Below are 19,684 nucleotides of genomic sequence, written 5' to 3' on the forward strand. Positions count from 1 at the left end.
ACTTTCTTACGCCTTTTTAGTCTTCATACATATGTAAAACTTCTTTCGCACGTATACGTAAACTATCTATCAATTCTTTCGGTTCTAAAACTCGTGCATCTTTCCCAAGCCTATAAAATAAAGGCGTAATAAAATTGATTTCTCCTTTATCAATTGTTGAATGTATATATCCTGTCCCGTCTTCGTTTACTACTACGAATTCTTCAAGGTAAGGAACACTTTTACATTGGCGTACACCTTCTGTCGTCAGTAAAATATGTAACTGAGTAGGACTGTGTACTACGTTAGAGCTAGAGTCAAACCATTCTTCTAAATTCATGAACATACTTTCATTTTCTTCTGCTGATAATATAGAAAGAATACGATCAACGCGATACAGTAATACTTTTTTTCTACTGAAGTCATAGGATGGTAAGTACCATAGCCCGTCATGAGCATATACACCGATAGGATGAACGTGTTTTGTTTTTATTCCTGTTTTAGATTCGTATTGAAAGTGTAAATTTTTATTTTCAATAGCCGCAGTTAATACTTCGTTTAAAAGAGGTGTATCAATCGTTCTCTTCGGATTCCAAAAAGCGATATAGGAACGTATTTTATCAACTTTCGTTTTCGCATCATGTTGTAGAGAGCTATACAGTTTATGTGTAACGGAATTGATTTCTGTGTTAAAAGGTAAATCCCTGTAGTAGCTTAAAGATTGAAAAGCAAAAAAGATGGAGACTGCTTCTTCTTCCGTAAATAAAATAGGGGGAATGACTCTATTCGTTAATACTTTATAGCCTCCGTTACGACCTTGTTCAGCATAGATGGGTAATCCCATATCACTTAAATCTACTATGTATCTATGAACCGTACGAACGGAAATATTAAATTCATCAGCTATTTCTTGCGCTGTAAATGTCTTTTTGGCAGAAGCAAATATAAGAATATCTAATAAGCGTTTAGCTTTTGACAAATGTATCACCTTTTTTCTTTTTAACATGACATAAGTTGTCATGTTTTATTGTTAGTATATTGTTTACATCATATGTTATCAATATGAGATGCAAGGAGGAAAAGATATGTCACGTGAAATCGTTTTATTTATAGCAGCGAGCTTGGATGGATATATCGCGAAAGAAGATGATGATTTACAGTGGTTAATGGAAACGGAAGGAGAGGGAGATAACGGTTATACAGAAATGTATGAAACGATTGATACAATAATTATGGGAAAAAGAACGTACGATTATGTAGTAGAGCATATAGAACCATTCCCGTATTTAGATAAAAAATGTTATGTTTTTTCTAACTCACAAAAAGGTTCAAACGAACACGTGGAGTTTGTAAATGAAGATGTAGTGGAGTTTACAAAAAGGTTAAAAGCACAAGAAGGATCTAAAATATGGATGGTCGGTGGAGGAAGTCTACTAAGAGAGTTCTTTAAGAATAATCTAATTGATGAATATGTTGTTACGATTACACCACATATATTAGGTTCTGGAGTTCCGTTATTTCAAGACAAGAATCCAGAAATTAATTTAACTTTAACGGATACGAAACGTTTTGGGCAATTTGTAAATTTATATTATAAAGTAAAATGATAAAGCAACACGACTACCATCAGTAGTCGTGTTTTTATATAGATGGTAATGAAATGATAAAACAAGACCCGTGATCAACTTCGCTCGTTACAGTAATATTCCCGCCGTGTAGTTCTACAATTTCTTTTACGATAGATAGTCCTAACCCAGTTCCACCGGTAGCTCGTGATCTTGCTTTATCCACTCGATAAAAGCGTTCGAAAATGTGAGGGAGGTCTTCAGGAGGAATACCTTCGCCTTCATCTTCTATTGTAATGGAGATACATTTATTTTCTTCTATAACAGAAATGCGAATATGAGAATGTTCTTTTGAATGTCTATAAGCGTTATTTAAAATGTTCACCACAACTTGTTCGAATCGTTGTTCATCTAAGTTTACTAGCAGTGTAGGAGGACAAGAGAAAGAAACTGTAATGTATCTTTCTTTATACATGGCGTTTACTTTTTCAGATATGCGAGTAAGGAAAGGGTGTAAATGTACTTCCTTTACTTGAATAGAAAAGTTATGTTGTTCCATTTGTGCCAGTGAAAATAAATCTTGAACTAAGTTTGTAATGTAATCAGACTCATCTTTTATAATAGATAAATATCGTAAACGTTGCTCGGGAGATGTGGTTTCTTTTAAAGCAATATCAGCGTAGCCTCTTACGTATGTTAAAGGTGTTCGTAATTCATGAGCAACACTTGCTAAAAATTCACTTCGCTCTGTTTTCATATAATGTAAATCATTAGCAAGCGTTTGAATAGATGAGGCTAGTTCACCAATTTCGTCATTTCGACTAGTCGTTAACGAAACGGATAAATCGCCTTTACTCATTTTTTCAGTGGCATGTTTCATGTGTAACAATGGTTTTGTTAATAACCGAGATAAAAGAAAAATGGTAATGACTGTGAGTAGAAATGTGATGGCGCCAGCAATAATGAATTGTTTTGTTAATCCATTCACCAACTTTTCAATGGATTCTGTTCCAAGAAACATATACACATAGCCTTCATGTTTTCCAGCTACTATAATGGGACTAACTGTACATATATAATTAGATGTTTTCCAGTGATTCTCTATAATCGCTCCGTCATGATCTGTTCGTGTTTGCATGCTACTAATGTGATCTTTTATAGTCGTGTTTATTTCGTTAGATTTAGCTAGCACTTCTTTATTTGTATTTGTAATAACGACAGTAGTTTCAGCTTCAGATTCCATTAGTGCAACGTGAGAGATTGTTTGCTCATCATAATATTTTTCAAGTACATCACGATGGCTGTTTCCACGTTTTAATAAAGCGGTCATTTCTTCATTTACTCTAGTGTTAACTAGACTATAATAGAGCAAAACAAATAGAACACTTTCAATTAAAAGTGTGACAATTAAAAAATAAAATCCGAATTGAATAGAGATTCGTTTCATCACTTTGCTCCTTAATGTTCGATATCAATCCATCGATAACCAACTCCGTACACAGTTTTTAAATGATCATCAATAGGGAAATTTACTTTTCGTAATTTATCACGCAAATTACGAATATGTGAATCGACTGTTCTATCTTCTGTATTTGTATTTAATCCCCAAATTCGTTCAATGAGCTGATCGCGGCTTAATACGTAGTTCACATGACGTAAAAATAATCCGAGTAAAGAGAATTCGATTGGAGTGAGAAGAAGTTCTTCATTATCGACAGAGACGAAATGCTTTGCCTCATCCCATAAAATGCCGTGATATTGGATTTGCGTACGTTGATTCGTACGCCTTAAAACAGCTTCAATTCTTGCGAAAAGCTCTTCTTCATGGAAAGGTTTCGTCACGTAATCATCCGCTCCAAGTTTTAACCCTTGAATGACATCTACCGTTTGATCACGAGCAGTTACCATAATGATAGGAACGTTACTAAATGATCGAATTCTTTTGCACGTTTCCCACCCATCCATCTTTGGCATCATAATATCGAGTAAAACAAATTTGAAGTTTCGATTTTCTATATGTGAAATAGCTTCTTCCCCTGATACTGCACATACGCAGTTATATCCGATTGGAGTAAGATAAAGTGTTAATAATTCAAGCATTCTCGGCTCATCATCTACGAGTAGTATATCGACCATAGAGTACCTCCGCATTTGTAGTTATTACTTAAATTGTAAGTCAAAATCATGAAGAAATGGTGCAGATTATCATTCATCTGCATAATTTCTTCAGAATTGCTTGTTATTGTAAAGTTGAAATTCCATTTTAGGTAATCATATTGGCTCAAAAACGATTCATACGGAGGCGGTATAGTGAAAAAGATGACCCGAATCTTTGGGATAACAATAATTACAGCAGTTGGTCTTGCTGCATGTGGACAAACGAACACAGATCATAAAAATCATGAATCGAAAGAAGAGAAAAAGACAGAGAAAAAGGAAATGAATCAGGAGGTAACTGCACCGAAAGAAATGAACGAAAGTGCATCGAATGATTTATTAACGACAAGTTTAAAAAATGTAACGAGATTAAACACAAATGATCCTTTGCAAATGGCAGTATTAACTTCACAAACGATATGGCCAGCAACGCATAAAGAGAATCAGCCAGGCGCTATTATTTTAGTACCAGTAAACGAGTGGCAATTAGGTACTGCGAGTGCGGATCTTATTCATCATCCGAATAACGGGCCAATTTTATTTATAGAAAAAGAAAAGGTACCCGAAATGACGTTAAAAGAAATAAAACGATTAAATCCGCTCGGAACGAAAGATGGAACACAAATTATGGTGATGGGGGATGTAGGTGCATCTATCCTTGAGCAATTAAAAGAATATAAAGTAAAGCAAATAAAAGAAACAGATCCAGCTACATTTGCAAAAGATGTGGATAAAGAATATGCCGATATAACAGGAAGCTACCCAAATAGTGTTATTATCGGTTCGTCTGAAGAAGAAGGACGTTTATACACAACACCAGCTGTAAACTGGATTTCTCATATGCCAGAACCGCTTTTATATACAGAGAAAGATAAGGTGCCAAAAGCGACGATAGAGGCATTAAAGATGAGAAAAGATAAAGCGAATATATATGTATTAGGACCAGAAAAAATCATTTCAAAAGAAGTGGAAAAAGAGTTAAGCAAATATGGAAAAGTAACGCGTATTAGTGGAGAGACTCCGGTAGAGAATTCTATTGCATTTGCGAAATTTAAAGATGAAAAAACAAAATTTGGCTGGGGATTCAAAAAGCCAGGTCATGGTGTGTCATTTGTTTCAAATAAAACACCAGATTTAGCAGTTGCGGGAGCACCTTTTTCACATATGGGTAAACATGCCCCTGTTATCTTTTTAGAGGAAGGAAAAGCTTCACAACCAGTGTATGACTTCCTTGCTACTATTCAACCGAAGTTTAAAGATGACCCAACACTTGGACCGTATAATCACGGCTTCCTATTAGGAAGTACGAGTGATATTTCATTTGAAACACAAGGAGTATTAGATGAGAGATTAGAGATTGTGCAAGAAAGCGGTCAAGGTCACGGTGGACATTAATGAAATGAGAAAAGATGCTACTAAGGTAGTGTCTTTTTCTTTAGGAAACTTTTACATAGCACAAAATCCTCTACTCGTTATATAATAACCTTCGTGCAGTCGGCCTTGATTTTCTTACGGAGAAAATCAAATGATAAAAGAGTAGAGGAGTGGTACTTTGTTTCAGACGATAAAAAATGACTGGTTTTCCAATGTAAAAGGGGACGTGTTATCAGGAATTGTCGTTGCTTTAGCATTAATTCCGGAAGCGATCGCTTTCTCCGTTATTGCAGGCGTGGATCCGACCGTTGGGCTATACGCAGCCTTTTGTATTGCAGTTACCATTTCATTTGTTGGCGGAAGAACTGGGATGATTTCAGCTGCAACAGGTGCAATGGCATTATTAATGGTAACGCTCGTTAAAGATCACGGTTTACAATATTTATTTGCTACAACAATATTAACAGGTATTGTCCAAATTATTTTTGGCGTGTTCAAACTGAGCTCATTTATGAAGTTTGTTCCGAAATCAGTTATGAGTGGATTTTTAAATGCACTTGGGATTTTAGTTTTTACAGCGCAATTGCCGCAGTTTAAAAATGCAACTTGGCAAATGTACGCGCTTGTCGCATTAGGACTTGCAATTATATATTTATTTCCACGTATTACGACAGCTGTACCGTCCACACTTATTGCAATTATCATCGTGACAAGTATTGCACTTATGAGTGGATTACAATTAAAAACAGTAGGGGATATGGGAAGCCTGCCGAAAGAATTACCGTTCTTTAGTATTCCAGACGTGCCTTTTACACTTGAGACGTTAGGGATTATTTTACCGTACGCAGTTATGCTTGCAATTATCGGTTTATTAGAGTCATTATTAACAGCTTCAGTTTTAGATGATATGACGCATACGGAAAGTAATAAGCATAAGGAAGCACGCGGTCAAGGTATTGCAAATATTGTCGCTGGTTTCTTCGGAGGTATGGCAGGATGTGCAATGATTGGCCAATCTGTTATTAATATTAAATCAGGTGGACGAGGTCGCTTATCGACGTTTGTAGCGGGCGGATTTTTAATCGTATTACTATTCGTTTTAGGTGATTATGTGGTTCATATTCCGATGGCAGCTTTAGTTGCGGTTATGATTATGGTTTCAATCGGAACATTTGATTGGAACTCTGTAGCAACGATTCATAAAGTACCAAAAGGGAATGCATTCGTTATGATCGTAACAGTAGTGGTCGTTCTTATTACTCACAATTTAGGATTAGGTGTAGTCATTGGGACAGTAATTAGTGCTGTGTTATTTGCATTCAATATGGCAAAGATTCACGTGAAACATTTATATATTGAAAATAAGAAAATATACGAAATTCACGGTCAACTTTTCTTTGCATCTACGGCAGATTTTATAAATAACTTTTCATTCAATGAAGATGTAAAAGAAATTGAAATGAATTTTACCCACGCACACGTATGGGACGATTCAGCAGTGGCATCAATTGATAAAGTTATCATGAGGTATGAACAAAGTGGTGTGAAAGTAAGTATAACAGGATTAAATGAACGTAGCGCAAAACTTGTTACAAATTTAGCTACTTATAATAAAAGAATTGCTAGTTAGAAGCCTCCTTTTTAGGGGGCTTTACTATATAATATGAGTAGGATAACGAAAAGGGGATTCAGCATATGTATAAACAAATTATATTAGCATGTGATGGTTCTGAACATGCGCTTCGAGCAGCAGAGCACGCGACACATATTGCAAAATTTAACGAAGAAACAAATGTTGAAGTTGTGTACGTAGTAGATAATAGAACGGCAAAGTCAGATATTATACAAGGTCAGACAGATTTAGAAACAGTATCAGCTAGTCGAAAAGATAAATTAAAAGAGATTGAAGGTTTATTAAAGAAAGAGAACATTTCTTATAAAATTACGATATTACATGGCGATCCAGGAGATACGATTGTTCAATATGTAAATACAGGAGATATAGATCTTGTTATTGCTGGGAGTAGAGGGCTAAATACATTACAAGAAATGGTGCTTGGTAGTGTGAGTCATAAAATAGCAAAGCGTGTGAAATGTCCGGTGATGATTATTAAATAAATTGAGTGAGATATTCTGTAGTGTAAGCAAGACCTTGATATAATTCGAGGTCTTTTTTTCGTATAAAGTGAGAGAGTGTGGACATACTAGATATATAAGTTTAAAGAGAAATTGTTAACTTACAAATTTGTAAGTTTGTTGTCAGAAAAATCGATGTTATGACAATTATTCCATTGGTAAAATAAAAATAACGAAGGGAAGATAGGGAGGATGAAAAAGATGAAAGCACTTCAAAATTTATCATATAGCCAAGGTGTCGGTCTTATTTGTTTAGGGGGATTTGCTGCATCTGTTACGTTAGCTGTTGTAATAAAGATGATTCATCAAATCTTTTAATCTTAGAGTAGGGAAGGAATTGGTTGTTATAAATAGTAAGAAAAGGATTGTAAATAAAAAATAGCTCTTAGCAGTAAGTAAATGCTAAGAGCTATTTTTATGATTATTTTTCTACTTCTGGCTTCTCACTTGTTACAGTAACGTCTTTCCATTGTGAAGTTACTGTATGAATACCAGGATCAAGATTGAAGTTTTTAACACGTTTATTAAGCCCAGTTAAATCAAATGTATAGTGAATAGGAATCATCGGTGCTTCATCATGAATTAATTTTTGCCATTTATCGTATACTTCCTTACGATATTTTTCATCAGTAGCTTTTGCAGATAACCCTTCATTTAATAATTTTGTATTTTCATCATTTACCCAGCGCTGATAGTTAAACCCGGCGTTTTTGCCCCAAAGCCCAGATAAATCAGGGTCAGAACCTGTTCCCCAAGCACCAGAGAAAATATCAACTTTCGGATCATCTTTTTTAATCATGTCACGCATAGCATTAAATTCGTGTAATCGTCCGTCAACAAGTTCTACTTTTAAGCCAATATCCTTCCAAGATTGAATATAGAATTTAGCAAGTGGTTCACTTGTTTCACTACCGTTACTAGCTAGGAAGTTAATTTTGAATTCATTACCTTTTGGATCTTCACGGAAGCCATCACCATTTTTATCTTTATAACCAGCTTCATCTAATAGTTTTTTCGCTTTATTTACATCTAAGTTATATGCCCCAACATCGTTATTATGATACTTTGGCATAGATGGTGGAATTGGAGAGTTAGCTGGAATGCGAAGTCCGTGATATACTTTCTCTGCTAATTTTTCTCTGTCAATTGCATATGCCATCGCTTGACGTAAACGAACATCTTTGAACTTATCTTTATCCATTACAGCTTCGTTCTTTGCTTTGTCCATATGTCCAAATTTAAATCCGATATAAGTGTAAGCAAGGTCAGTTTTACCAATTAGTTGTGTATTTTTTAATTTACTTACGTTCGGATATTGATCAGCAGTAATTGCTGCAATATCAATATCACCTTTTTTCAGAGATGCACTAACAATAGATGGATTTACAACTTTTAACGTTACATTTTTTAACTTTGGTTTACCAGCCCAATAATCATCGAAGCGCTCATACTCAACTGATTCACCAGGAACCATTTTCTTCACTTTAAATGGTCCGAATCCAATTGGATTTTTACGGATTTTATCAGATTCTGCTAGTTTTTCAATTGGGACATCGCCTAAATACTTTTTAGGTGTAGGAGCTGTCCAAATACCTGTTTTCAATGAAGGATTTACTTCTTTATAAGTAATGGAAATGTTTTTTTGATCGATTACTTTAATACCAGAAATTTTGTCAGCTTTACCAGCATGATACTCTTCCATTCCCTCAATCATTTGCATTTGTGTATCGTAACGAATGCCTGTATACTTATCGCTTCCCATAATTAGATAGGAATATTCTAAATCTTCTGCTGTTACTGGGTTACCATCATGCCATTTTACATTATCTTTAATTGTGATTGTAATTGTTTTCTTGTCTTCAGAGATTTTATAAGTTGCAGCACCATCGTTACTGATCTCCCAGTTTTTATCTGTGGATAATAATGATTCATCGAAGAAGTCAATAATTTCACGGTCTGGAGCAACTTCATACAATACCCTACTTAAAACACCAGCGAAGGGTGAATTCGAAACGAGTCCATAAGTTAATGATCCGTCTTTAATTTCTTTGCCATCATTTTTTACAGCAGAGCTAAATTTATCTGTTTCTACTTTTTTCGTATTTGTCTTTTTGCTACCGCTATCAGCACCCCCACATGCAGATAGTAATAATGTTGAAGCAGCAAGTGTACTTAATACTTTGTACAGTTTTGGTTTGTTCATAACTTCTCCACCCCTTATCCTTTTCTTTGTCTCGCATCAGCCGCACGCTTTAACGCTTGACCAATAAAATTTATACACAGCATCAACACTAAAATCATGATTGATGCGGGTAACCAAATCCACCATTTTTCTTGCAATACATCTGGGTTTGTTGCATAACTTACAAGTGTACCAAGACTCGGTGTACTTTCTGGTAGACCAAAACCTAAGTAAGTCAAACTAGATTCAATCCCGATGTTACCAGCAAGATTTAATGTAATATTTACGATAATAATAGAACTTAAATTAGGTAATATTTGTTGGAAGATAATCTTCCAATTTGGTGTTCCTAATGTTTTAGATGCAGATACGTAATCAAGTTCTTTCTCCGTTAATACTTTAGAGCGTATAAGTCTTGCTTTTCCGACCCATAAGAAAGCGGTCATTATGAGAATAAAGGTAGTAATATTGAAAGTTGGAACGAGTGAGATAAATACGATAACAATCATTAAGAATGGTAAAATCATCATAAAATCGATAAAACGCATGATGATGTTATCGACAACTCCCCCAAAATAGCCAGCAATTAGTCCCATTGTAAGACCGATAAGAGTTGATAAAAGAGTGATGGCTAAACCAACTGTAAAGGAATTACGTGTACCAATAATTAATTGTCCGAAAATATCACGGCCTCCATAATCAGTTCCTAGCCAATGTTCAGCGGAAGGAGGATCATAAATGGCGAACAGATCGACTCGAACGATATCTTCTTGTTTCATAATAAATGAAGTTGTATAAACGGCTATTAATATTAAAGCTAAAAAGAATAGGGAAAACATTGCTAGTTTATCTTTACGAAATTCTCGCCACATAATGGAGAAACCAGAAGGGCTCTTTTCGTAATGAATGACCTCAGTTTGTTTTTCAGGATTTGCTAACATAACGTTTCTTCACCTCCATTAATCAATACGAATACGTGGATCAACGATGCTTAGAATAATATCGGAAAGAAGGGTCCCGAGTAGCGTTGCGAATCCAGTAAATAATACAAGAGCAGTTACGACACTGAAATCACGTTGAGTGATAGATTGGAAAAATAGTTGTCCAATTCCTGGGTAGCCGAAAATATTTTCTAGAATAATAGAGCCACCAACTAAACCTGTAATTTCATAGCCTAAAAATGCTGCAATTGGTAAAAATGAATTTCGTAAAATATGTCTGGAATATACTTTAGATTCTGGTACACCTTTTGCTTTTACTGTGCGTACAAAATCTTTATGTTTCGTATCAATAATTTCACTTCGTAAATATTGTACAGTTCCTACAGTGCCAATTAATGCCCCAGATAAAGCTGGTAAAATCATATGATTTAATTTACTTAAATAGTAATCAAATGATCCGGCTGCCACTTGTGGATCAACGCTACCACTTGTAGGGAAGATCGGGTATAAAAAGCCGAATAAGAATAACATTACTAATCCAAAAATAAATAGGGGTGTACCAAAACCTAAAAAGTTATAGAGTGTAATGAGTCGATCAGCCCACGTATCATTCCAACGCCCACTTATAACGCCAAGTGGAATGGCGATTAAATAAGTAAGAATAAGAATTAGAAGAGCTAACAGCACTGTATTACCAAGGCGTTCTCCAATAATATCTGTTACTTGTATTTTATGTGCGTAAGAAATACCGAAATCTCCTTGTACGGCATTTGAAATCCACCTTACATATTGTGTGGGAATAGGATCATTTAACCCAAGTTTCTCACGTTGTTCTTCAATTACTTTTGGATCGGCTTTTGGGTTTGCTAGTTCAGCGCCACTTAATGCATCACCTGGCATTGCTTTAGCAAGTGTAAAGACGAGTACGCTTAATATGAATAATTGTGGTATCATAACTAAAATCCGGCGTAATATAAATTTCCACATGTTTTATCACTCCCTTATGGTAATGCCACCCGGTGAGTTGGCGAGATTGGTTTTAAATCGTAAGCACGTCCATTTTCATTGAAATAATTTTCATATGATTTTTCGTACTCAGCGCTTACTTCACGACGCAATTTACGCTGTTGTTCGCGGTTTTCTGGACGAATGTCAGGAATAGCTGATATTAGGCGCTTCGTATAGATGTGCTGTGGATTGTTATAAATTTCAGCACTAGTTGCTTCTTCCACAATGCGTCCGCGATACATAACACCAATACGGTCACACATATGGCGGATTACACCCAAATCATGACTAATAAATAAGTACGTTAGTCCGAGTTCAGATTGTAAATCTTGTAAGAAGTTTAAAACTTGGGCTTGTACTGACACGTCAAGTGCAGATACAGGTTCATCTGCGATAATAAGCTTCGGTTTTAGTGTAAGGGCGCGTGCAATACCAATCCGCTGTCTTTGCCCACCGGAAAATTCATGTGGATATTTATAAATAGACTCCGGATTTAAGCCGACTTTATCAAGATAATCTTGAACAGCTCTACGTTCTTCGTCGGGTGAGAGTTTCTCAAAATTCCGAAGTGGTTCCGCGATAATATCCATAACACGTTTCTTTGGGTTTAAGGATGAATAAGGATCTTGGAAAATCATTTGAATATCTTTTCGTTGTTCTCTTAGTTCTGAGCGACTTAACTTTGTTAAATCTCTATTATTAAAATGAATACTACCGCCCGTCGCTTTCGTTAAGTGCATAATTGCTTTTCCAGTTGTTGATTTACCGCTCCCAGATTCCCCAACGATTCCGTACGTTTCGCCAGGTTGTAGTTCGAAGCTTACGCCATCAACAGCACGAACGTAATCTAATGTACGACCGAAAACACCACCTTTAATTGGAAAGTGTACTTTTAAATCTTCTACTTTAAGCAGTGCCATGAGTTACGTCATCTCCTTTCTTATCTTGGAAGTTAAAATGTTTGTAGCAAGTACAACGTACCCAATGGTTTGGTTTTACTTCATGTAAAATTGGATTCTCCTCGTGTTGATCAGGTCTAATCCATGGAATTCGTGCTTGGAAGCGACAACCTGTGCGAGGTAACTTAGCTAACGTCGGTACAACACCTTGAATAACATGCAATTTTTCTTTTTCAGCATACGCAGATGGAATGGAGTTTAATAGAGAACGAGTATATGGGTGAAGAGGGTTGTTAAAAATCTCTTCAACTTTTCCTGTTTCTACAACTTGTCCAGCGTACATAACGACGATACGATCGGCTGTTTCTGCGACAACACTTAAATCGTGTGTAATTAAAATGATGCCCATTTTCGTTTGTTCTTGAATAGATTTTAGTAAGTCTAAAATTTGTGCTTGGATAGTTACATCAAGAGCCGTTGTTGGCTCATCTGCAATAATAAGTGCTGGGTTACAAGCAATTGCAATTGCAATAACAATTCTTTGTCTCATTCCGCCAGATAATTCGTGTGGGTATTGTTTATATGTAAGTTCTGGTTTTGGAATACCAACTTGATGAAGTAGTTCTAAGGTGCGGTCTTTCTTTTCAACTTTTGAAAGGCTTGTGTGGTAGTCTAAATTTTCTTCGATTTGTTTTCCAACTGTCATAAGAGGATCGAGTGCTGTAAGAGGTTCTTGGAAAATCATGCCGATGTTTGATCCGCGTACTTTATTCATCTCTGCGGCTGACATCGTTAGTAAATCCTTATCTCTATAGTTAAGCTGCCCTTGTAATTTTGTATTTGCTTCATTATGCAGTCGCATAATGGAAAGGGCAAGTGCACTTTTTCCGCAACCTGATTCACCGACTATCGCGACAATTTCATTTTCATGGACAGTTAACGAAACATCATCAACTGCGGCATGATATTGATCTTGTATACGAAAGGAAGTCTGTAAGTTTTCAATGCGAAGAAGTGGATTCTTCATGGCTATCCCTCCATCTTTTCTGAAAAGACTAAATATTTTGTATGTTGTTGTTATTTTAATATAAATTGACAATGTTTGACAAGTATAAGTTGAGAAAATATTCAAAAATCTTTTTATATAGAGATTGGATGCATGTATATAAGTAGTTGGAGTGTTTTGAAAACGCTAACATATATAAGAGAGGGAAATAAATCTTTTGTAAGAAAAAAGTATTATATGTAGAAAAAAGAGAGGCGTTCTCGAAAGAACAGTCTCTCTTTTTTTGATAAGAATAATATTAGTGCTTAAGCTTGCTTTTGTTTTACTGACCCTGTCTTTAAAGTAAGAGCAAGGAAGAACATTGCAAGTACACAAGATGCAAGTAATAAGATGAATCCACCATCCCATCCGAATGCATCGACGATAAAGCCCATAGCGGCACTAGCGAAAGCTGCTCCGCCTAAGTAACCGAAGAAGCCAGTTAATCCAGCTGCAGTTCCAGCCGCTTTCTTTGGTGCTAAGTCAAGAGCGTGTAGACCAATTAACATAACAGGTCCGTAAATTAAAAATCCAATTGCAACAAGTGCGATACTATCAACCATTGGATTACCAGGAGGGTTTAGCCAGTACACAAGAACGGCGATAAATACACCAACCATAAATAAAATACCAGCAGGTGCGCGGCGTCCTTTAAATAGTTTATCACTCATCCAGCCGCAAAGAAGTGTACCTGGAATACCAGCCCATTCATATAGAGCATAAGCTGTACGTGAACTACTATGAGTAAAGCTTTTTTCTTCTACTAAATAAGTAGGAGCCCAGTCTACAACACCGTAACGTACGAAATATACGAAAACGTTCGCAATCGCGATGTACCATAAAAATTTATTGTTTAGTACGTATTTAAATAAAATTTCCTTTGCTGAAAGTTCACGTTCACGATCTTTTATCTTCTCATCTGGTGGATATTCTCCAGTATGTTCTTCAATAGAAGGTAATCCACAAGATTGAGGTGTATCTTTCATCGTAATTAATACATAAACACCAACTAAAATTGAAAGAATACCTGGGAAGTAAAAAATACTCTTCCAGTCATTCGCAAAGAAGTATAAGCCTAATGTTACAAGAGAAGGCATAAGCGCTCCGCCGACGTTATGAGCGACGTTCCAAATAGACATTTTTGTACCACGTTCACTAATAGAGAACCAGTGAACCATTGTACGACCACAAGGAGGCCATCCCATACCTTGTACCCATCCATTTAAAAACTGAAGTACAAACATAAGTATAATACTCGTTGTAATGAAAGAAAATGAGCCGAAAATAATATTAATGATACCTGATAAAAATAGCCCAGCTGCTAAAAAGTAGCGAGGATTACAACGATCGGATACGATACCCATAAGAAATTTACTTAATCCGTAAGCGATAGAAACTGCTGAAAGGATAACCCCAAGTTCCCCTTTACTAAAGCCTTGTTCAATTAAGTATGGCATTGCTAGTGAAAAGTTTTTTCGAACAAAGTAATAACCTGCATAGCCGATGAAGATACCTAAGAATACTTGTAAACGTAGTTTACGGTATTCACTGTCAACGCGGTCAGCTGGTAAGCGTTCCGCGTGGGGCGCAGGCTTAAAGAATTGTGTAAAAAACATAAAATGAAAATCCTCCCCAAATTAATTCGAAGTGTCGTAAGTCAGAGAGAATATAAAAAGGCCATGAAATATAAAAAAGTTTCCTTTTTTATGATTCATAGCCGTATACTCCGATTCTCCGTGACTGTCAATATTAACTTCGTCGAAAATTATACAACTTTGTGACAAAAATGTAAACGTTTTTATAAATAAAAAGTGTTGACGGATTTTATTCGTCGGATTAATATTTAAATAGGTTAAATATTTTATTGTTTAAATAAGAGGTGGATAACATGCCAAATGATATGACGCATATCGATAAAATTCAAGCTCTTGCCTTTTCGATTGGAAAGAAAATGCAGACAGAGTTATTAGAACAAATGCAAGCAAAAGGACTTACACCACCGCAGTTTTATATTTTAAAGATTTTAGATCATTATGGAGCTTCAAGGGCGACAAAATTAGCAAAAAAGATGTATGTAAAGCCTAGTGCAATTACAGTGATGATCGATCGCCTAATTGACCAAGAGCTTGTAGAGCGCTATCACGACAAAGATGACCGGCGCGTTGTCATCATTGAGTTAACAAAAAAGGGGAAAGCCAGGGTAGAAGAGGCAATGGTCGCTCGTAATGAGCACATTGCAAAATATTTCTCACATTTAGAATTACAAGAAAGAGAAGATTTGTTACGCCTCTTTGAGAAGCTCGAAACAATTATTTGCGGGACACAAGAGAAAAAAGAGAATAACTAAGAGGAATTGAGGAGATTACATGGAGCAACAAGAAAATATAAACAGAAAGTTGTTGTTAATCGGTTTAATCATTGCCATGCTATTTGCTGCATTAGATGGAACAATCGTCGGTACAGCAATGCCGCGTATTGTCGGTGAACTAGGCGGATTAAGCTTAATGACGTGGTTAACAACAGCCTATATGTTAACATCAACGACAGTTGTACCAATTGCAGGTAAATTAGCGGATTTACTTGGCCGTCGTAACGTATATATAACAGGGCTAGTTATCTTTATGGTTGGCTCAGCGTTATGTGGTATGGCAAATGGTATGACAGAATTAATTATTTTCCGTGGTATTCAAGGTCTTGGTGGCGGTATTATGATGCCGATGGCTATGATTATTATCGGAGACATGTTCACGGGGAAAGAACGTGCGAAATGGCAAGGTATTTTTGGTGCGTTATACGGTCTTGCTTCTGTAATTGGGCCACAAGTTGGTGGCTGGATTGTAGACGCAGTAAACTGGAGATGGGTATTCTACATTAACTTACCAGTGGGTATTTTAGCAACAATCTTTATTGCAATGGGATTAAAATCACATAAACAAACAGGACCAATTAAAATTGATATCGCTGGAATCTTCACGATGATTCTCGGTGTTGTCAGTTTATTACTTGCATTAACGTTTGGCGGAAAAGATTACGCATGGGATTCTTGGCAAATTATCGGGTTATTTGCATTAGCTCTAATTGGTATTGTTAGCTTTGTTATCGTTGAAACGAAAGCAGAAGAACCAATTTTACCGATGCATTTCTTTAAAAATCGTACATTTACATTACTAAATGCGATTGGATTCTTTATGAGTATTGGAATGTTCGGTGCGATTATGTTCGTCCCATTCTTCATGCAAGGAATTGTAGGAGTAAGTGCTGCTGAATCAGGAACGATCATGACGCCAATGATGATTACAATGATTGTGATGAGTATTATCGGCGGGCAACTTGTATTAAAAGTTGGTGTGAAACCACAAATTATTACAGGGATGCTTATAATGGCTGGAGGATTCTGGTTATTAACAACGATGGATATGCACACAACTAAATTGACTGCTACTTCTTATATGATGGTTATCGGTTTAGGAATGGGTCTTGTAATGCCGACATTAACGTTAGCGTTACAAGAAAGCTTCCCGAAAAAAGATCTTGGTGTCGTAACATCATCAAGTCAGTTCTTCCGTCAAATCGGTGGAACATTTGGTATTACAATTTTAGGATCAATTATGAATAACACTTCAGGTACAACATTAACAAAAAATTTAGTACCTGTATTAGATACGTTCCCGAAAGAAGCGGGACAAATGGTAACGAAATTTAAAGATATGATTCATACGGACCCACAAGGTTTATATTCAATGCTATTTAGCCCAGAGGCATTAAAACAAATGCCAGAAGCATTCGCTAACAGCATTGTACCAATTTTGAAAAACTCTTTAGTAGACTCTCTTCATACTGTATTCTTAACAGGATTAGTATTCATTGTAGTGGGTGCTATCTTTACGATTTTCTTACAGAAGATTAAACTGTCAGATCGTAAAAAGGATGCTGAAGAGCCAGCTGCAGAGGAAAAAGAACAAACTGTATCCTATTCGTAATGAAAAAGCATCGCCTTATGGCGATGCTTTTTTTAAGTATAACCTTAAAAGCTTTTTCTTGAGAAATGATTGACGTATTTCTAGAAATACGTTATATTATTTTCTGTAAACGGTTACATGAAATGGAGAGAGAAGAGAATGAGTACGATTAAAGACGTTGCAAAATTAGCGGGAGTATCTGTTGCGACCGTTTCCAGAGTGTTAAATAAAAATGGATATGTTCATGAGGATACGTTAAAGAAAGTAGAACGAGCGATTGAGATGCTAGACTATAAGCCTAGTACAGTAGCGCGTTCACTGTATAATAAAAAATCTCGTTTAATTGGCTTAGTTGTTCCAAATATCGTGAATCCATTCTTTCCAGAAGTTGCACGTGCCGTAGAAGATGTAGCTCATAAGCAAGGGTATACAGTTGTACTTTGTAACTCTGATGAAAGTTTAGAGAAAGAAAAGCAATATATTGATGTACTTAGGCAAAATAATGTAGATGGATTTATTGTAGCGACAAATCCACAAAATAGTGTGAATTACATGAACTTGTCAGTACCAGTCGTTGCAATTGACCGTATGTTTAATGAGCGTATACCTGCTGTGTATGCAGATAACTATGCGGGAAGTCAGGCAGCGACAAAGTTATTAATAGATAAAGGCTGTAAACATATTGCGCATATTCGTGGACCGCGTGACGTAAGTACAGCTAATGAACGTTTTGAAGGCTTTGTAGACGTTATTACGCAAAATAATCTTTCTTATATGATTGCAGAGAGTACATTTGATCCAGCTAATAGTGAGCGTGTAGCGGTGGAACTATTAGAAGAATACCCGCATATTGATGGAATTGTTGCTGGGAATGATTTAATTGCAATAGGTATCGTAAAGGCTGCGCTTCAAAAGGGGATTTCTATTCCGGATGATTTACAAATTATCGGATTCGATGGAATTTCTTTAACAGAGATGATGTATCCATCTATTACAACTGTTGCACAGCCAATTTATGAAATGGGGAAAGTTGCAACAGAACTGCTGTTAGAGCAGATGGAAGGAAACGTATTAGAAGAGAAACACTATCGTTTACCGATTGAAATTATAGAACGAAATACAACGAAGTAAGGAGATGAAATAGATGCCAAATATTGCAGTAGTAGGTAGTATTTCAATGGACTTAGTGGCCGTTTCAAAAAAACGTCCGAAAGCAGGGGAAACAGTAATTGGTGAAGCATTTCATACAATTCCAGGAGGGAAAGGAGCTAACCAGGCGGTTGCTGCAGCTAGATTAGGCGCAAATGTAGCGATGGTTGGAGCGGTAGGAGACGATAATTATGGAACTGTAGTGAAGAAAAATTTAGAGAACGAACGCGTTTTTATCGACTATGTGGTACCGGTTACAGATGCGGCGACAGGAATTGCTCATATCGTTTTAGCAGAAGAAGATAACAGTATTGTTGTCGTGCAAGGGGCGAATGCTCTTGTAAATGAGTCGGTTGTAAATCGTTCAAAAGATCTTCTTATAAAAGCTGATATGGTTGTGCTTCAACTAGAGATTCCGCTTGAAACAGTAAAATATGTATTGGCTATTTGTGAGGAACACAAAATCCCGGTTATGTTAAATCCAGCACCGGCACAAGTGTTATCAGAAGATATTTTAGAAAAGGCAACTTATATTACACCAAATGAACATGAGTGCCGCATCGTATTAGATGATTTCACATCGCCAATTGAAGATTTACTGGCTAAATATCCGAATAAACTATTGATAACAGAAGGTTCTAACGGTGTACGTTTCCATAATGGTACGGAGATTGTACATGTTCCTAGCATTGCTGTTGATGTAGTAGATACGACTGGAGCTGGTGATACATTTAATGGTGCATTAGCAGTTGCGCTTTCTGAAGGAGAAACACTTCAAAAAGCAATTCGTTTTGCGAATATTGCTGGTGGTCTTTCTGTAACGAAGCTTGGGGCGCAAGGCGGTATGCCAACGAGAGATAGAGTACGTGAAGTGCAGGTGATTGTCGGGTGAAAAAGCACGGCGTATTAAACAGTGAGATTGCAGCAGTGCTTGCTTCACTTGGGCATACGGATACGATTGTAATCGCTGATTGCGGTTTACCAATTCCTGCCGGAGTAAAGAGAATTGATCTAGCTGTTGAAATAGGAAAACCTAGCTTTTTAGATGTATTGCAAGTGGTAGCGGATGATATGGCAATTGAAAAAGTGACGTTAGCAGAAGAAGTCATTAACAACAATGCGGAAGTAAATAAAGAAATCGAGCTAAAATTAATAGAACCAGCGTTTGAATATGTATGTCATGAACAATTTAAAGAGCATACAAAGAAAGCGAAAGCTATTATTCGTACAGGTGAGGCTACGCCTTATGCCAATGTAATTTTACATGCAGGCGTGATTTTTTAATAAAGG

The 19,684-nt window shown here is 36.4% G+C and carries 19 protein-coding genes; 10 read left to right on the forward strand and 9 right to left on the reverse strand.

Annotated elements, in window-relative coordinates; genetic code table 11:
- Positions 1–16 precede the first annotated feature (16 nt).
- Complete coding sequence (locus ACVWY7_RS19505; RefSeq protein ID WP_186305751.1) at positions 17–1,000, reverse strand: helix-turn-helix transcriptional regulator; 984 nt, start codon at positions 998–1,000, stop codon at positions 17–19.
- A 64-nt stretch (positions 1,001–1,064) separates the two neighbouring features.
- Between ACVWY7_RS19505 and ACVWY7_RS19510 the strand changes: the two genes are divergently transcribed.
- On the forward strand, positions 1,065–1,586 hold the full coding sequence (locus ACVWY7_RS19510; protein WP_144508089.1) for a dihydrofolate reductase family protein: 522 nt from the start codon (positions 1,065–1,067) through the stop codon (positions 1,584–1,586).
- A 34-nt stretch (positions 1,587–1,620) separates the two neighbouring features.
- On the opposite strand, the gene ACVWY7_RS19515 is transcribed toward ACVWY7_RS19510, so the two are convergent.
- Both ACVWY7_RS19515 and ACVWY7_RS19520 read right to left on the reverse strand, forming a co-directional pair.
- On the reverse strand, positions 1,621–2,991 hold the full coding sequence (locus tag ACVWY7_RS19515) for a sensor histidine kinase (RefSeq protein WP_000822541.1): 1,371 nt from the start codon (positions 2,989–2,991) through the stop codon (positions 1,621–1,623).
- Between the two features lie 11 nt (positions 2,992–3,002).
- Positions 3,003–3,680, reverse strand: a complete 678-nt coding sequence (locus ACVWY7_RS19520; protein ID WP_000227657.1) for a response regulator transcription factor — start codon at positions 3,678–3,680, stop codon at positions 3,003–3,005.
- Between the two features lie 174 nt (positions 3,681–3,854).
- Between ACVWY7_RS19520 and ACVWY7_RS19525 the strand changes: the two genes are divergently transcribed.
- The 4 genes from ACVWY7_RS19525 (at position 3,855) to ACVWY7_RS19540 (ending at position 7,529) form a co-directional block, all read left to right on the forward strand.
- Positions 3,855–5,096: a cell wall-binding repeat-containing protein gene (locus tag ACVWY7_RS19525; RefSeq protein ID WP_144508091.1), complete on the forward strand. Its 1,242-nt coding sequence runs from the start codon at positions 3,855–3,857 to the stop codon at positions 5,094–5,096.
- Positions 5,097–5,253: 157 nt separating this feature from the next.
- A complete protein-coding gene (locus ACVWY7_RS19530) occupies positions 5,254–6,705 on the forward strand; it encodes a SulP family inorganic anion transporter (RefSeq protein ID WP_144508093.1) in 1,452 nt (483 codons plus the stop codon).
- A gap of 65 nt (positions 6,706–6,770) precedes the next feature.
- On the forward strand, positions 6,771–7,193 hold the full coding sequence (locus tag ACVWY7_RS19535; RefSeq protein ID WP_000277989.1) for a universal stress protein: 423 nt from the start codon (positions 6,771–6,773) through the stop codon (positions 7,191–7,193).
- Between the two features lie 210 nt (positions 7,194–7,403).
- Entirely contained in the window at positions 7,404–7,529 is a 126-nt protein-coding gene (locus ACVWY7_RS19540) for a DUF4027 family protein (RefSeq protein ID WP_000738299.1), read from the forward strand.
- Positions 7,530–7,632: 103 nt separating this feature from the next.
- On the opposite strand, the gene opp4A is transcribed toward ACVWY7_RS19540, so the two are convergent.
- The 6 genes from opp4A to glpT all read right to left on the reverse strand — a co-directional run bounded on the left by opp4A (position 7,633) and on the right by glpT (position 14,902).
- Positions 7,633–9,414, reverse strand: coding sequence for an oligopeptide ABC transporter substrate-binding protein (gene opp4A, locus ACVWY7_RS19545; RefSeq protein ID WP_105989809.1), 1,782 nt, complete (start codon positions 9,412–9,414; stop codon positions 7,633–7,635).
- A gap of 14 nt (positions 9,415–9,428) precedes the next feature.
- The gene (locus ACVWY7_RS19550) at positions 9,429–10,334 is read right to left on the reverse strand and encodes an ABC transporter permease (protein WP_000880733.1); all 906 of its coding nucleotides are present in this window, start codon (positions 10,332–10,334) and stop codon (positions 9,429–9,431) included.
- A gap of 18 nt (positions 10,335–10,352) precedes the next feature.
- The gene (gene opp4B, locus ACVWY7_RS19555) at positions 10,353–11,321 is read right to left on the reverse strand and encodes an oligopeptide ABC transporter permease (RefSeq protein WP_000265441.1); all 969 of its coding nucleotides are present in this window, start codon (positions 11,319–11,321) and stop codon (positions 10,353–10,355) included.
- A 14-nt stretch (positions 11,322–11,335) separates the two neighbouring features.
- The gene (locus ACVWY7_RS19560; protein ID WP_001196379.1) at positions 11,336–12,262 is read right to left on the reverse strand and encodes an ABC transporter ATP-binding protein; all 927 of its coding nucleotides are present in this window, start codon (positions 12,260–12,262) and stop codon (positions 11,336–11,338) included.
- Positions 12,249–13,268 (reverse strand): ABC transporter ATP-binding protein, encoded by a 1,020-nt coding sequence (locus tag ACVWY7_RS19565; RefSeq protein WP_000795373.1) that lies wholly within the window; start codon positions 13,266–13,268, stop codon positions 12,249–12,251. Before ACVWY7_RS19565 ends, ACVWY7_RS19560 begins: the two co-directional genes overlap by 14 nt.
- 284 nt (positions 13,269–13,552) lie before the next feature.
- Positions 13,553–14,902, reverse strand: a complete 1,350-nt coding sequence (gene glpT / locus ACVWY7_RS19570; RefSeq protein WP_000466375.1) for a glycerol-3-phosphate transporter — start codon at positions 14,900–14,902, stop codon at positions 13,553–13,555.
- A gap of 272 nt (positions 14,903–15,174) precedes the next feature.
- On the opposite strand from glpT, the gene ACVWY7_RS19575 reads away from it, so the two are divergent.
- The 5 genes from ACVWY7_RS19575 (at position 15,175) to rbsD (ending at position 19,678) form a co-directional block, all read left to right on the forward strand.
- Positions 15,175–15,633, forward strand: a complete 459-nt coding sequence (locus ACVWY7_RS19575; protein WP_144508095.1) for a MarR family winged helix-turn-helix transcriptional regulator — start codon at positions 15,175–15,177, stop codon at positions 15,631–15,633.
- A 19-nt stretch (positions 15,634–15,652) separates the two neighbouring features.
- Positions 15,653–17,266 carry an MDR family MFS transporter gene (locus tag ACVWY7_RS19580; RefSeq protein ID WP_000437634.1) on the forward strand — a complete coding sequence of 538 codons (1,614 nt, stop codon included), beginning with the start codon at positions 15,653–15,655 and terminating at the stop codon, positions 17,264–17,266.
- 117 nt (positions 17,267–17,383) lie between these two features.
- The gene (gene rbsR / locus ACVWY7_RS19585) at positions 17,384–18,376 is read left to right on the forward strand and encodes a ribose operon transcriptional repressor RbsR (protein ID WP_002050857.1); all 993 of its coding nucleotides are present in this window, start codon (positions 17,384–17,386) and stop codon (positions 18,374–18,376) included.
- 13 nt (positions 18,377–18,389) lie between these two features.
- A complete protein-coding gene (gene rbsK, locus ACVWY7_RS19590) occupies positions 18,390–19,286 on the forward strand; it encodes a ribokinase (RefSeq protein ID WP_144508097.1) in 897 nt (298 codons plus the stop codon).
- Positions 19,283–19,678 (forward strand): D-ribose pyranase, encoded by a 396-nt coding sequence (gene rbsD, locus ACVWY7_RS19595; protein ID WP_144508099.1) that lies wholly within the window; start codon positions 19,283–19,285, stop codon positions 19,676–19,678. The genes rbsK and rbsD overlap by 4 nt, the downstream gene beginning before the upstream one ends.
- Positions 19,679–19,684 lie beyond the last annotated feature (6 nt).

Source organism: Bacillus sp. TE9106W, assembly GCF_054062215.1.